This is a genomic window from Kamptonema formosum PCC 6407, assembly GCF_000332155.1.
GTDB classification, from domain to species: domain Bacteria; phylum Cyanobacteriota; class Cyanobacteriia; order Cyanobacteriales; family Microcoleaceae; genus Kamptonema; species Kamptonema formosum.
In genome coordinates this window covers 1,049,971-1,063,474 of sequence record NZ_KB235903.1, presented here as the reverse complement: position 1 = coordinate 1,063,474, position 13,504 = coordinate 1,049,971, and the positions used below count along the sequence as shown (strand labels likewise).

At 42.7% G+C, this 13,504-nt stretch carries 12 protein-coding genes; 4 read left to right on the top strand and 8 right to left on the bottom strand.

Features of this window, described 5'->3' with window-relative positions; translation table 11 throughout:
* Positions 1–107 precede the first annotated feature (107 nt).
* Positions 108–962: a ribosome biogenesis GTPase YlqF gene (gene ylqF / locus OSCIL6407_RS0109650; RefSeq protein ID WP_007352881.1), complete on the bottom strand. Its 855-nt coding sequence runs from the start codon at positions 960–962 to the stop codon at positions 108–110.
* Positions 963–1,166: 204 nt separating this feature from the next.
* Between ylqF and OSCIL6407_RS37755 the strand changes: the two genes are divergently transcribed.
* Positions 1,167–1,295, top strand: coding sequence for a hypothetical protein (locus tag OSCIL6407_RS37755; RefSeq protein ID WP_267879538.1), 129 nt, complete (start codon positions 1,167–1,169; stop codon positions 1,293–1,295).
* A gap of 33 nt (positions 1,296–1,328) precedes the next feature.
* On the opposite strand, the gene OSCIL6407_RS0109645 is transcribed toward OSCIL6407_RS37755, so the two are convergent.
* Positions 1,329–1,742, bottom strand: a complete 414-nt coding sequence (locus OSCIL6407_RS0109645; RefSeq protein WP_007352880.1) for a universal stress protein — start codon at positions 1,740–1,742, stop codon at positions 1,329–1,331.
* A 187-nt stretch (positions 1,743–1,929) separates the two neighbouring features.
* Here OSCIL6407_RS0109645 and OSCIL6407_RS0109640 point away from each other — a divergent pair, with 187 nt between their 5' ends.
* From OSCIL6407_RS0109640 to OSCIL6407_RS0109630, 3 genes are read left to right on the top strand one after another with little or no spacing between them, the layout of a single operon-like run.
* Positions 1,930–3,129: a phosphoglycerate kinase gene (locus OSCIL6407_RS0109640; protein ID WP_007352879.1), complete on the top strand. Its 1,200-nt coding sequence runs from the start codon at positions 1,930–1,932 to the stop codon at positions 3,127–3,129.
* A gap of 51 nt (positions 3,130–3,180) precedes the next feature.
* Positions 3,181–3,762 carry a Uma2 family endonuclease gene (locus OSCIL6407_RS0109635; protein ID WP_007352878.1) on the top strand — a complete coding sequence of 194 codons (582 nt, stop codon included), beginning with the start codon at positions 3,181–3,183 and terminating at the stop codon, positions 3,760–3,762.
* A gap of 22 nt (positions 3,763–3,784) precedes the next feature.
* On the top strand, positions 3,785–4,501 hold the full coding sequence (locus OSCIL6407_RS0109630; protein WP_007352877.1) for a pentapeptide repeat-containing protein: 717 nt from the start codon (positions 3,785–3,787) through the stop codon (positions 4,499–4,501).
* Positions 4,502–4,724: 223 nt separating this feature from the next.
* On the opposite strand, the gene rppB is transcribed toward OSCIL6407_RS0109630, so the two are convergent.
* The 6 genes from rppB to OSCIL6407_RS0109600 form a co-directional block, all read right to left on the bottom strand.
* Complete coding sequence (rppB, locus tag OSCIL6407_RS0109625) at positions 4,725–6,074, bottom strand: two-component system sensor histidine kinase RppB (protein ID WP_007352876.1); 1,350 nt, start codon at positions 6,072–6,074, stop codon at positions 4,725–4,727.
* A complete protein-coding gene (gene rppA / locus OSCIL6407_RS0109620) occupies positions 6,071–6,769 on the bottom strand; it encodes a two-component system response regulator RppA (protein WP_007352875.1) in 699 nt (232 codons plus the stop codon). Before rppA ends, rppB begins: the two co-directional genes overlap by 4 nt.
* 284 nt (positions 6,770–7,053) lie before the next feature.
* On the bottom strand, positions 7,054–7,557 hold the full coding sequence (locus OSCIL6407_RS0109615; RefSeq protein ID WP_007352874.1) for a hypothetical protein: 504 nt from the start codon (positions 7,555–7,557) through the stop codon (positions 7,054–7,056).
* Positions 7,558–7,630: 73 nt separating this feature from the next.
* Positions 7,631–10,756 carry a CusA/CzcA family heavy metal efflux RND transporter gene (locus tag OSCIL6407_RS0109610; protein ID WP_007352873.1) on the bottom strand — a complete coding sequence of 1,042 codons (3,126 nt, stop codon included), beginning with the start codon at positions 10,754–10,756 and terminating at the stop codon, positions 7,631–7,633.
* Positions 10,757–10,838: 82 nt separating this feature from the next.
* On the bottom strand, positions 10,839–12,746 hold the full coding sequence (locus tag OSCIL6407_RS0109605; RefSeq protein WP_234708677.1) for an efflux RND transporter periplasmic adaptor subunit: 1,908 nt from the start codon (positions 12,744–12,746) through the stop codon (positions 10,839–10,841).
* Positions 12,747–13,035: 289 nt separating this feature from the next.
* Positions 13,036–13,317: a hypothetical protein gene (locus OSCIL6407_RS0109600; RefSeq protein ID WP_007352871.1), complete on the bottom strand. Its 282-nt coding sequence runs from the start codon at positions 13,315–13,317 to the stop codon at positions 13,036–13,038.
* Positions 13,318–13,504 lie beyond the last annotated feature (187 nt).

Here is a 13,504-nt window from a genome sequence, read left to right as displayed (position 1 = left end):
CATTAGCAGCACTAAGTAGGAGGAGATAATTAAACGTCAAATACAACTCCTAAAAAGCAGGCGATCTAATTCCTTTCTTGGATCATCTTATCATGTTTATATTCACTTCAATTTGGGGGCAATTCCAGAGCAAGTTGGCCTAACAAACCAGTCCTAAAATCATTTAACATTTTTCGCGCTGTACGCTCCACATCTCCTTGATAACGCAGTTTTGCTACCTCATGCAAATAGCTTTCACCATTAATAGATGTTGCGTCTAATTCATAGCGAGACTTTAAACCAGATGCGGAGATCAAACCATCACTGGTAGTCTCAAGATATGTTAATAGATCCACCATCGCTGCCGCTATACCCTGATTGTCATAAGCAGCCTCGCCAATATCTTCACAAATAGCTAATTTCTCAGCGTCCTCTTGATTCTCAATTCTAGTCGGAATTACCCCTGGAGCGTCTAGTAGTTCAATTTCCTCAGAAATGCGAATCCACTGAAGACTTCGCGTCACCCCTGCTCTTCTGGCACTATCGACCACCCGCCGCCCTAATAATCGATTAATTAAAGCCGATTTGCCCACATTGGGAAAGCCAATCGCCACAGCACGAACTGGACGAGGAAGCATCCCGCGATCGCGCCGCCGTTGATTCAACTTTACCCCAGCATCCCGCGCCGCGATCGCCACCGCCTCGACACTCTGGCCATGCTGAGCATTAGTAAAATAAGGAACCTCACCCTGGGCCTCAAACCACTCTTCCCAAACTTTTCGCACTCGCGGCGAAATCATATCCATGCGGTTAATTACCAAAACTCGCGCCTTCTCGCCTACCCACATCGGCACTTGAGGATGATGAGTCGCCAACGGAATTCGGGCATCTCGGACTTCGAGCACCACATCCACACGCTTGAGCTGTTCTTTCAGTTTTCGTTCAGCCTTAGCAATGTGACCCGGATACCATTGAATTTTCATAAAAAATTGTTAGTTGTTAGTTGGCTTGTGTAGTTAGGGACTAGGGGCTAGGGACTAGGGGCTAGGGAAGAAGGGAAGAAGGGAATAGAATAAGCGGGTGGAAGCAATCGTAGGCGTAGCCAGCCGCAGGCATCGTATCTGGTGTCGCCTGGGCGACTGCGATAGTAGTGGCTAGACCCGCTAAATCTGACAAGAGAGCGCGCCTTGGCCACTACTACGAAATTGACGCGATCGACAGGAGCGCGAAGCGATCGCCAAGCCTTGATATTGCTTGGCGACCCTCACAATGACAGCGAAATGTATATCTCCAGGCAATTAACAGTTAACAGTTAACGGTTAACTGTTAACCGTTAACCGTTAACAATGCTAGGGAACAATCAAAATCGGACAGGGAGAGAGATTAATCACTCGATTGGTGACGCTATCCCCTGCTCCCTCTTCAGTTAAACCAACTCCCCGACAGCCCATCACAATTAAATCCGCCCCAACCTCATCCGCCACATCACAGATCGTGAAAGCAGGTTTGCCTTCGCGCTCGATAGTTTCGGCTTCGATCCCCTGCTGTGCAAACATAGATTGGGCGCTCTTGAGCAGTTTGGCCACTGCATCAGCAGAAGTCATCTTCTCATGGACTGGAGAATCGCCCTCCGGTGCGGGCGCTTCCAGCACCGACAGGATAATCAAGCGAGAGCTGTAGTTCTTCACGATTTGAATAACCATTTCAGCAGCTTCGCGGGCTTCTCGGCTTTGATCGACAGGAAATAAAACAGTCTTAAACATGATCGCATCTCCAAGACGCGGACTTCGATAAAATGTTTACGGTGAACCAGTCAGTGGAGCTTGCTCCATCCGCCTGTTTTTTGACTAGACGCGATTTCTCGCGTCGGAGGCCAAGCGTGCGAGTGACCCGCGCCGGCCTAAATTCAAAGGAAATTAGACAAAAACACACTTAAAGGAGGGTGATCCTGTGACAAAAAAGACTCTAGCAAATTTATCGGCATCAGATTTATCCGGCAAACGGGTACTCGTGCGGGCTGACTTTAATGTGCCGCTCGACAACGGCAACATCACAGATGATACTCGTATCCGGGCTGCTCTGCCCACGATTGAGGATTTAACTTCTAAAGGCGCTAAGGTGATCCTCTGTAGCCACTTCGGTCGTCCCAAGGGCGTGAGTGATAAGCTACGTTTGACACCTGTGGCGGCGCGTCTCTCGGAATTGCTGGGAAAAGAGGTTAAAAAGCCTAGCGACTGCATCGGTGAGGAAGTCGCTGGGGTTGTGGCAGCGATGCAAGATGGCGATGTAATTTTGCTAGAAAATGTCCGCTTCTACCCAGAAGAAGAGGCGAATGACCCGGAATTTGCGAAAAATTTAGCTTCAGTTGCGGATTTGTACGTGAATGATGCTTTTGGCACGGCTCACCGGGCTCATGCTTCTACGGAGGGAGTGACGAAATATCTCAGTCCTTCGGTGGCCGGGAAGTTGATTGAGAAAGAGTTGGAATACCTGCAAGGCGCGATCGAAAATCCTCAACGTCCTTTGGCTGCTATTATCGGCGGTTCTAAGGTTTCGAGTAAGATTGGCGTGATTGAAAAGCTGCTAGAAAAATGTGACAAATTGATCTTAGGCGGCGGCATGGTTTTCACTTTTTATAAGGCTCGTGGTTTGAATGTTGGTAAGTCTTTGGTAGAAGATGACAAGCTAGAATTGGCGAAGTCTTTGGAAGCCAAGGCAAAGGAGCGCGGCGTTACTTTTCTGTTACCTACGGATGTCGTAGTTGCTGATAAGTTTGCGGCTGATGCTAACACTCAAATTGTCAGCGTCGAGGCGATCCCTGATGGTTGGATGGGTTTAGATATTGGGCCTGATTCAGTTAAGACTTTCCAAGATGCTTTGGCGGATTGCAAGACGGTAATCTGGAATGGGCCAATGGGCGTGTTTGAGATGGAGAAATTTGCTGCGGGAACGGAAGGGATCGCGCGAACTCTTGCTGGTTTGACTAAGACTGGTACTAGCACTATTATCGGCGGCGGCGACTCGGTTGCGGCTGTGGAAATGTTGGATTTAGGCGCAGAAATGAGCCACATTTCAACTGGTGGCGGTGCAAGTTTGGAGTTGTTAGAAGGTAAGGAATTGCCCGGAATTGCAGCTTTAGACGAAGCTTAATTTGGAGTTGGGGCGGGCTTTGTCCGCCCTACTATTTGGAGGAAAAAAACTATGACTTTATCGAGTTTAGTGTTGAAAATGCCTTCAACTTTTCAGATGACTGATGACCAGTTTTTTGACTTCTGTCAAATTAATCGGGATTTACGCATTGAAAGGACTAAAACAGGAGAAGTTATTATTATGTCACCGACTGGTTCAGAAACAGGAAACCGCAATGGCGACATATTTGGTCAGTTGTGGGTGTGGGCAAAGAAAGATAAGACTGGGATCGCGTTTGATTCTAGTACGGGGTTTACGTTTTCTTCTGGACAAACACTGTCACCTGATGTTTCTTGGATTAAGTTAGAAAGATGGAACTCTTTATCGCCTGAAGAAAAAGAGAAATTTGCCCCGATTTGTCCTGATTTTGTGATAGAATTAAGGTCGCCTAGCGATAGTTTGAAATTGCTTAAGGAAAAGATGCAGGAGTATATTCAGGAAGGCGTAAAACTGGGTCTGTTGATTGATAGAAAACCGCGAAAAGTTCATATTTACCGTCCAGAAGTTCCAGAGGAATGTTTAGATAATCCGGCGACGGTTAGCGGTGAGCCGATATTGCCGGGATTTGTGTTAGACTTGAGTGAGATTTGGTAGTCTAATAGAGGTTATGGCGCTTATGAAACTTACAGCATTGGCGATGGCAGGGATTTTTGCACCACTTTCTATAGCAAGTGCTGTCAAGGCGGAGAATCCACAGCACGTTAGGCAATTGCTGGAAACTAGGAGCTGTTATGGCTGCGACTTGAGAAATGCTAACTTGTTTAAGGCTAACCTATTTGAAGCTGATTTGGAAGGAGCAGATTTAAGCGGCGCAAACTTGTATGAAGCTAAGTTAATGGGCGCTAACTTGACGAATGCTAACTTATCAAATAGTAACCTATTTAATGCAGATTTATCTAGGGCTAACTTGTGGAGTGCTGACTTGCGGGGAGCTGATTTATCCTACGCTTTTTTGGGAAAAGCAAATTTAATGAGAGCTAATCTCCAAAATGCTAAACTCTATACAGCAAATTTGGGAGAATCTCATCTTAATGGCGCTAATTTATCAAATACGGATTTGAGAAGATCGTTTCTGTTTAGAGTGAATTTGGAAAGGGCTAATCTAAGTGGGGCTGACTTGACTTATACCGATCTGCGAGATACAAATTTGAAAGATGCAGATTTGTCACAAGCAAGGCTTCCTCAAGGACAATTGAGCGGTACAAATATAGATCTTTCTTTGCGTGAGAATACTGATTTAAAGAGTACAAATTTGCGCGATACGAGGTTTGGTTCTTTTCCCTGCGTGTTGACTGAACTTGTATATTGCGTTAATGAGTTGCCGAATCAGTGATGAGTTAGATATTGGTAGATGGAGGTTAGGGCGATACCTGAATATAGGGGTTTTTAGTTGTATGAAAACAGGGTAATTGGTAATGGCTAATAGCTAATAGCTAATTGCTAATAGCTAATAGCTAATAGCTAATTGCTAATTGCTAATTGTAAGGTGGGCGATCGCCGCAACAAGCCTGTAAATTATAGCAGAAGATCGTTGTCGGCGATCGCCCACCCTACGTTTAATTATGTCCAACTCGTAAGGGTAATCGCAGGGTGAAAGTGCTACCTGTACCCAATTGACTCTCCACGCTTAGACTACCGCGATGTGCTAAGGCTATGGCTTGCGCGATCGCTAACCCCAATCCCGATCCGCCAGTGTCGCGATCGCGCGAAATATTGACTCGATAGAAACGGTCAAAAATTCGCTTGCGATCGGCTACTGGAATCCCAATACCTGTATCTTGAACATGAATTATAACTAAATGGTCACTTTTCTCTACAATAACAGTTACTTTGCCCTTCGGCGGCGTATATTGAATAGCATTAATAATTAAATTAGAAACTAAACGATAAAGTTGGTCAGAATCACCTACAACATTCAACGGCTGATGCACTCTAACTTCCGATGTTAGTATTACTTTAGCAGCAATTGCTAACACGGCTAATTCGTCTACTAAGTCGCTAACAAGATCGTTAATACAACATAACTGGTGGCGCACTGATACAGATTGTCTGTCCATACGAGCTAGCAACAATAAATCAACAACTAACTGAGTCAATCGCTGGTTTTGACGCTCTACTGTTCGCAACATCTCTCGCGCCTCTTTTTCATCTAAGTTAGGCAACAAAAGTGCGGATTCTACTGTAGCTAAAGTAGCCGCTAAAGGCGTTCTCAATTCGTGGGCAGCATCGGCTGTAAACTGTTGAATTTGTTGGTAGGATTGGTAAATAGGTTTCATTGCTAATCCGGCTAACCACCAACTAGCAACTCCGACCAAAATTAAGGCTGTGGGCAACCCTAATTGTAGAACCCATTTAACTGTACTGAGATAATCGTTGAAGTCTTGAAGGCTCCTTCCTACTTGAAAATATCCCCAATCTTGCTGGTTTTGAGTATGCAGTGATACTGAAATTTGATGATAGATGTTGCCTTTACTATCAGTTATAGTTTGCCAAGTTTGAGAGTTAAATGTTTGGGGTAATTGGTCGAAATCCGTCCCTGCAATCGCAATTAAATTACCGGAAGTATCAAATAAACGTATATAATAATAACCTTGATGAATCGCACTTAAAATGTGGCGGTTAGATACACTCTCCTTGTGAATACTATTAACCCCAATTAGGCGAAGATTAGGTAAAAGTTCAGATACAATCGACTCTAAGCGTCCAGGTTGTTTCAATTTTAGTTCTAGGCTGTCGTGTAGCGTCCCCGCTACCGATTCTAGTTCGCGGTCTAAAGCTACCCAATGAGCATGGGCAATTGCTTTATAAACACCAAATCCTAACAAGCTCAAAATCAAGCCCATAACTCCAGCAATTGAGAGAGCTAATCGCCACCGAGTCTGATTAAATAGTTTATTTTGATTCATAGCCCTAGATTCAGGCGGTATCCTACACCGTGTACGGTTCCGATTAGATTTGCCGCACAACCAACTGATTCTAGTTTGCGTCGCAGCAAACGCATTTGAGCTGCTACTACATTGCTAAATGCGTCTGCATCTGCCTCCCATATCTGATTTCTAATCCGATCGCTAGTAACAATTTGATTGGGATGTCTCATCAAATATTCTAGTAGTTGAAATTCCTTATTAGTTAATGAAATTATCTGCTTTTCTCCTTTCAGATTGAAATGATAAACAGTTCTAGTTCCGTAGTCAAGAGTCAGGTTTACAACTGTCAGTTGTTCGGGTTGTAATTGAGGAGATCGTCGTTGCAATGCCCGCAATCTTGCTAAGAGTTCTGCCATGCCAAAAGGCTTTACTAAATAGTCATCTGCTCCTGCATCTAAGCCAGCAACTTTATCTTCCATCCGGTCTCTAGCTGTTAACATTAAGACAGGCAAATGATTATTTTTAGCACGCAGCCGTTGGCACAATTCTAATCCTGATAATCCAGGTAGCAGCCAGTCGAAAATAGCGAGGGTGTATTGCGTCCACTGACTTTCTAGATATTCCCAAGCTTCATTACCATTTTGTGCCCAGTCAACGATATATTTTTCCTGATTTAAGGTGCGTTTGATCGCTTTTCCTAAATCTGGCTCATCTTCAACTAGAAGGACTCTCATAGAATTAATTAGTGATTTTAGTTTTTGTTTAAAGCCCGCTAAGTTGGTAGAGGAAAACCTGTTTTATCTTAAATCACTTAATAGGATAGGGAGTTCTTCTAATTTTTCTAAAATAACTGACTGTATCATCGTTTTTCTCACACATCGCGACCCATTCATTTCATCATAACACTAACACATCATGTCAGCCACTTAACTTAATGTTGCATTCCCCAATGAAATCTAGATGAAATTTTCAAGATAGACACCAATAATCTAGAGCGTCTATCTTGGAAATAAGCTGACTATTGATCGAAGTTAAAACGACCGTTAACTTTTTCTCCGTTAATATCCGCAGTTACTTTTACTGGATACTGTCCTGCTTCTTTGATGGGAAATAAAACAGTATAATATTTATCGTCAGCATCATACTTTAAGGCTAAGGTTTGCTGTTTTCCGTTCGGTAATTGGACTTGAGCTATCACTTTTGCGTTAGGGACTGGTTGGTGATTGTCGCCTTTTTGTACATAAAGCTCTAACTGAGTTCCTGTATCTTCTTTCTCAGTTAGAAACTCTAAGTGGTAAGCTCCAGATTCGACAACTTGACCCCCTTTAGATTCTTTAGGGTGATCGGTTTTAACAGTAGCCGCAGGGGCAGCACTGGGAGCTGGAGATGCAGATGGAGAGGCAACAGGAGAGGGTGCTGGGCTGCTATTTTGATCGCTTGCTTGCTCGCCTTTATTGCAAGCTCCTAACAAAACTAATCCGACACTGGCAAGAATAATTAAACCTGATTTACATGATTTCATTTGTTTTACTCCTTTTTAGATGATGACGGAAGCTAATGTGTTCCTATTGTAACAGTACCTGTCGGCAAAGTTACTAACTATAGTGTGTAATTTCCCTAATTGATAGAGTCTTTTTGGTTAGCAAAAATTTCCCAAATAGGGAATACAAAGCTGGCAGCACCAGTAAAGTTAAGGCTGTGGAAGTAAACAAACCACCCAACACCACAACTGCCAGAGGTTGCAAAATCTCTTTGCCTGCTCCTGTACCAATTACGAGGGGAACCATACCGAGAGCCGAGGTAAAAGCTGTCATCAAAATCGCCACTAATCTTTCCATTGCGCCTTCTTTAATGACTTGCTTGAAAGGCATTCCCTTGCTTACTTTTTGATTAAAATTATCAACCAAAAGCAAACCATTACGAACCGCGACTCCAAATAAGGTGATAAAACCCACAAGTGAAGCTACAGAAATGATACCACCACCGATCGCAATAGAGAAAATCCCTCCTACTAATGCTAGAGGTAAGTTGATCATAATCATAATCGCGCCCCCCAAAGAATTAACGGCAAAATACATCAGCACTGCAATAATTACTGTTCCTAAACTACCAAATATGAGCAAGTTTTGGGTAGCGCGTTCTTCAGATTCAAATTGTCCACCATACTGAATAAAATAACCTGAAGGTAATATTACTTGCTCTTGTACTTTTATTTTGATTTCATTAACAACTGAGCGTAAATCTCGTCCTGATACATTTGCAGCCACAACCAATAAACGGGAAACATTTTCGCGATTGATAGTATTAGGGCCAGTACCATATTCAATTTTTGCGACCTGCGCTAGTGGGATCTTCTGTCCAGAAGGAGTATCAACTAATAAGTTACTAATAGTATCGAAATTACTACGACTTTCTGGTTTCAACCACACCAATAGATCAAATAACTGCTGTTCTTTAAGAACCTGAGATACTACTTTCCCATTCAGGGCAGTTTCTATAGTTTCTGTAAGACTGCCAATAGTAAGCCCGTAACGTGCAGCCGAAGCTCGATCAAATTTAATCTGTAACTGACGAATGGGAATTTGTTGTTCTAACTGTAAATCAACAATACCTTTGACCTGACTCATAGCTGTTTCTACTTCCTTCCCAATAGCTCTTAATTCTGTCAAATCAGGCCCAAAAACTTTCACGGCAATAGCACTTCTCACTCCTGAAAGTACTTCATCCATACGATGGGAAATAAAGCCTCCTACGCTAGTAGCAACACCCGGTAACTTATTAAATTCCTCTCGGATTTTGGCAATACTCTCTTCGCGGTTCTTAATTCCCCGATCGCTAAGTTCTACATCTAAATGTCCTAAATTTACCCCTCCAGCATCAGCATCACCAGGCGCACGTCCCGATCGCAATTGTACTGCTGTAAATCGAGGATCGTCTTTAAGAGCAGTCTGCATCGCCAGCCCCATGTCGTTAGTAGCGGCTAGGGAACTCCCAGGATAAAGTAATATTGTATTAACTAAAGATCGCTCTTGAAATTCTGGTAAAAATACTCTTCCTAGTGAGGGAAGTACAATTAATGAAGCAATAAAAGCAGCGATGGCTGGCAATAAGATTAATTTAGGACTATTAATTGCGATATTCAAAGCAGGACGATAAAGCCGTTGGCTTAATGCCGAAACCCAAGTATCATCCGATGGCAATTGACGATTTGCTAATAAGATAGCGCAAAGAGCAGGGGAAAGAGTCATTGCAACAAAAGTAGAGGCCATAATAGAAACTAAATAAGCCACTCCCATTGGGGTAAAGATTCGTCCTTCTACTCCTGTTAAAGAGAAAATCGGCGCAAATACAATAACAATGATTACCGTAGAAAAAATTACACTTGTGCGAACCTCTACTGAAGTGCTGTAAACAATCTCAAAATCGTCTTTAGGCTTGCCCTCTAGTTGATTTTTTTGCAATCCCCGATAGCAGTTTTCCATATCCACAATTGAGTCATCCACCACTGAACCAATGGCTACTGCTAATCCGCCCAGAGTCATAGTATTTATGCCTTCTCCAAACCATGATAAAATTAACATTCCTATCAAAATGGACAGGGGAATTGCACTGAGAGTGATTACAGTTGTGCGCCAATTCATCAAAAACATCAGCATGATTACTGAAACAATGATGATGCCATCTCGGAGTGAGTCTCGTACATTTTCAAGAGCAGAATCAATGAAACTTTCTTGGCGAAAAGTTACTTGTACTTTCACATCCTTGGGTAATCCGGCTTGGACTTCCTCCATTGCTTTTTCAACTGCTCTGGTGACAGTGGGAGTATCAATTTGAGGCTGCTTGTTTACAAGTAAAATTACTCCCCTTTCACCATTGACACTAGCATCACCTCTAGCTATTGCTGCTCCCAGTTTTACCTCTGCCACATCACCTAATTTTATGGGTTTTCCCTTTCTAGCTGTTACCACTGATTCGGCTAATTCTTCAATCGTTTCAATCCGACCTACGCCACGAATAATTTCTTCTCTGTCAGGTGTAATTAAAAATCCCCCAGACGCATTAGTATTTGATTGTTGTGCCACTTTTGTTACCTCTTCTAAAGAGATATTAAATGCAGTTAGCTTGACGGGATCGACCAAAACTTGATACTCTCTGACATCACCTCCATAGGCAATCACTTGTGATATTCCCTGCACAGCAAGTAAGCGATTGGTAACATCTCGATCGACTAACCTTCGCACTTCCATTAAATTAGTCTTTGGCTCATTTTCTTCTGCTTTTATGGTGAAGGCATACATTAAAATTGTGCCAATCGGAGAAGATACAGGAGAAATTTGTGGTTCTTCAACACCTTGAGGTAACTTCGCTCGAGTTTGCTGTAAACGCTCAGCAACTAATTGTCTCGCTTGATAAATATCTGTATCAGCTTTAAAAATTACTCTTACAACTGAAATACCTACCGCCGAAGAGGATCGCACAGTTTCTACCCCCGGAGTTCCATTAACTGCACTCTCAATTGGTAAAGTAATTAAAGACTCGACTTCTTCAGGGGCCAGTCCAGGGGCTTCTGTTTGAATTTCTACTTGAGGCGGGGCAAAATTAGGAAAAACATCAAGGGGCATTCTAGTTAAATTATAGCTGCCCAAAAAAGTGACTATAATTGCACCGATTACAACTAGCCAACGTTGAGCTATCGACCATTTGAGGATTGAATTTAGCATGAGTTGAAATAGTGGTAATTATTCTTTTATCTTAAGGAGCAAATTATCTAAAAACTTGACTGAGGAGCGAAGTTTTTAGCCATTACCAATCGTATTCTGAATTATTCCCCGCCACTTTACGATCGCTCTTCCGCCGACCAGCTACAACCCCAACTGAGAAAGCTAGAGTAGATAATATTGTTCCGCCTACTGCTCCCACTAACCATAAAGGCACCGGAAAAGGATTAAAATTTGCTCCTGTCACCTTGGGAGTTAATTCCTTTTTTTCTTCAGATTCTAAAGGTTTATTACCACCGCGTAAAGATTGAGCGTAAAGTTGAGGAGCCCGCTGCGTTACTACTAAATCTCCCTCGAATAAACCGCTCTTAACTTCAACCAAATCACCAGAAATTTGACCGAGTTTGACTTCAATAGCTTGAAAGACATCACCATTTTGAATATAAACGCTCTTTCTACCATTAATATCAACTACAGCACTGCTGGGAATCGCCAAAATATTTGTTGCTGTCTGGTCAGTTAATATCTCTAATTCAGCAAATAGCCCCGGCTTCAAAACGCCGTCAGCGTTATTCAATTCCGCTTGTACTGATACCGCGCGCGTTTCTTCTTGTACTGCTGACCCAATTATTGCAATTTTTCCGATGAAAGTGCGGTTCGGTAAACTGGCAACTTTCACCCTTACTTCTTGACCCTCTTTAACTAGATCTAAATCTTTTTCATAAATGTTGGCTGTGGCAAAAACAGCGCTATTATTTAATAGAATCATTAATGGCTTTTCCGCAGCTTTCACGGATTCTCCGAGAGTGATTTCTCGGTCTGAAACAATGCCGTCAATCGGAGCGATTACTGTAACCAGTCCTCGATCGTTAGCAAGAGTTCCTAACTGGTAGAGTCGTGCTTCATAAGCGGAATTACTGAGTTGAATCCGCGATTGAGCAATTTCTACAGCAGATTCAGCGCGTTTGAGTTGATTCTCAGCTTCTAAAACTTCCCGGCGACTAAGAACTTTAATAAGTTGTGCTTTAAGTTCAGCTACTTTGCCTTGCGATTGTCGCAATTCTCGCAGGGGAAGGTCTACTTCGGCTTGTTTAATTTGGCTTTCGGCTTGGATGACTTCTGGCCGACTTTTTGCCTTAGCAACAGCAGCTTGAGCTTCTGCTCGGCGAGCTCGCGATTCAAGCATTTGCCGTCGCGCGATCGCTCCTGAATTTACCAATTCTAGATCGCGATCGTACTGTTCTCGAGCAACTGCCAGTTCTGTTTCGGCTCGTATTATTTCAGCCTTGGCAATCTCAATTTGGCGCTGATAATTTTCTGTAGCAACTTTAACTACAGATCGCGCTTCTACTAACTCTCGATCTTGGCTATATTGTTTTTGAGCAGCGGTTAATTGAATTTTTACTTCGGCGATTTCGGCTGAGGCTATTTCTATTTGGCGAGTGTAGTTTTCTTTGGCTAGTTTTAAGTCAGCTTTCGCCTGCTGTAAATCTGCTTCTGCTTCTGCGCGTTTTGAAAGCGATTCAACGCGCAATTGTGCTAATTCTGAACTGGATAAAATGGCGAGAATTTGACCTTTAGATACTCGGTCGCCCGGTTTAACTAATAGCTCTACTAATGTTCCATCTACAGGTGCTTGTACTTTGACTTTTTGATTTGGTAAAGTTTCAATTTGACCTGTAGTTTTAATGCCAGTAGCTAATCGCTGAGCTTTGACTGGTTCTACTTTTATTCCTAATCGTTTGGAGGTTTCGGTATCGACTGAAATTGAAGCAGGTGCTTGCGTAGCGTCGCTTCCACTTTGATGAAATTCATTTCCATGTCCGGCGTGAGCTAAAACTGTGGCAGGAAATGTTAATAAACCCAGGCTTAGAATTACCCATGCACATGAGCGGAATAGTGCTTGCGGATGGTAATTATGGGAAGATCGCATCATTAAAGATGCTCTTGAGTAGTGGGGGATGAGGGGAAGGTGAGGGGAGGAATTCTGCATAAGGATTTCTGTGTTGAGCGATCGCCAGTTAGAGCGAACGGTTTGGCTAATTTTTTATAAGGCGAGTCTATTACTCACTACACAGTTTTTCATACAGAAATGAAATCAGGATGAAATCTTGAACGCAGATTGAACTGATTTTCCTGATTTCACTGATTTTTTAAGCCGATAATACTTTAATGGGGCGGTAATGTGGTGGTTTTCAGTGGGGAAAGTACTGCTCTTAATTTAGTAATTAGTGATTAGCAATTACCTTCTTCTCATCCCACTGAAAACAGCTATAATCCCCTTAACTGCCTTGTAGAAGAGGCTTAGCGATATTAGCACAATAGCTGTCGTCTACAACTTTAGATTTGATATTTACAGCTTGCATTGGGGATGAGGGGGGAAGCTCTCGGTTTTCGGGAAGCATGGCAACCTTCTTGCATACAAGTTGGTTGCTGCCTACATAGGCAAAGTTCCAAGTATAAATTTCTGGGTTACTGACAGTCGCATTGGCTGAAGGTAGTGCAAAGGCAGCCAATAATATTAACTCCAAAGCCAGTAGACCGACAATGACGAATTTCAGCATAGACTTTTGTTGACCTGTAAATTCACCTGGTTGACATATTCTTATTATTATTTAAGCTTGTTGCTTCTGGCAAGGCTCTCAGCGGAAAATTTGCGATCGCCCTCTCCTTTATGAAAAATTTTCACAAATTTTAAAATTATTTAATAAATAAATATTCGCTATCTGGGGCAATTGTGGCTGTAAGGAT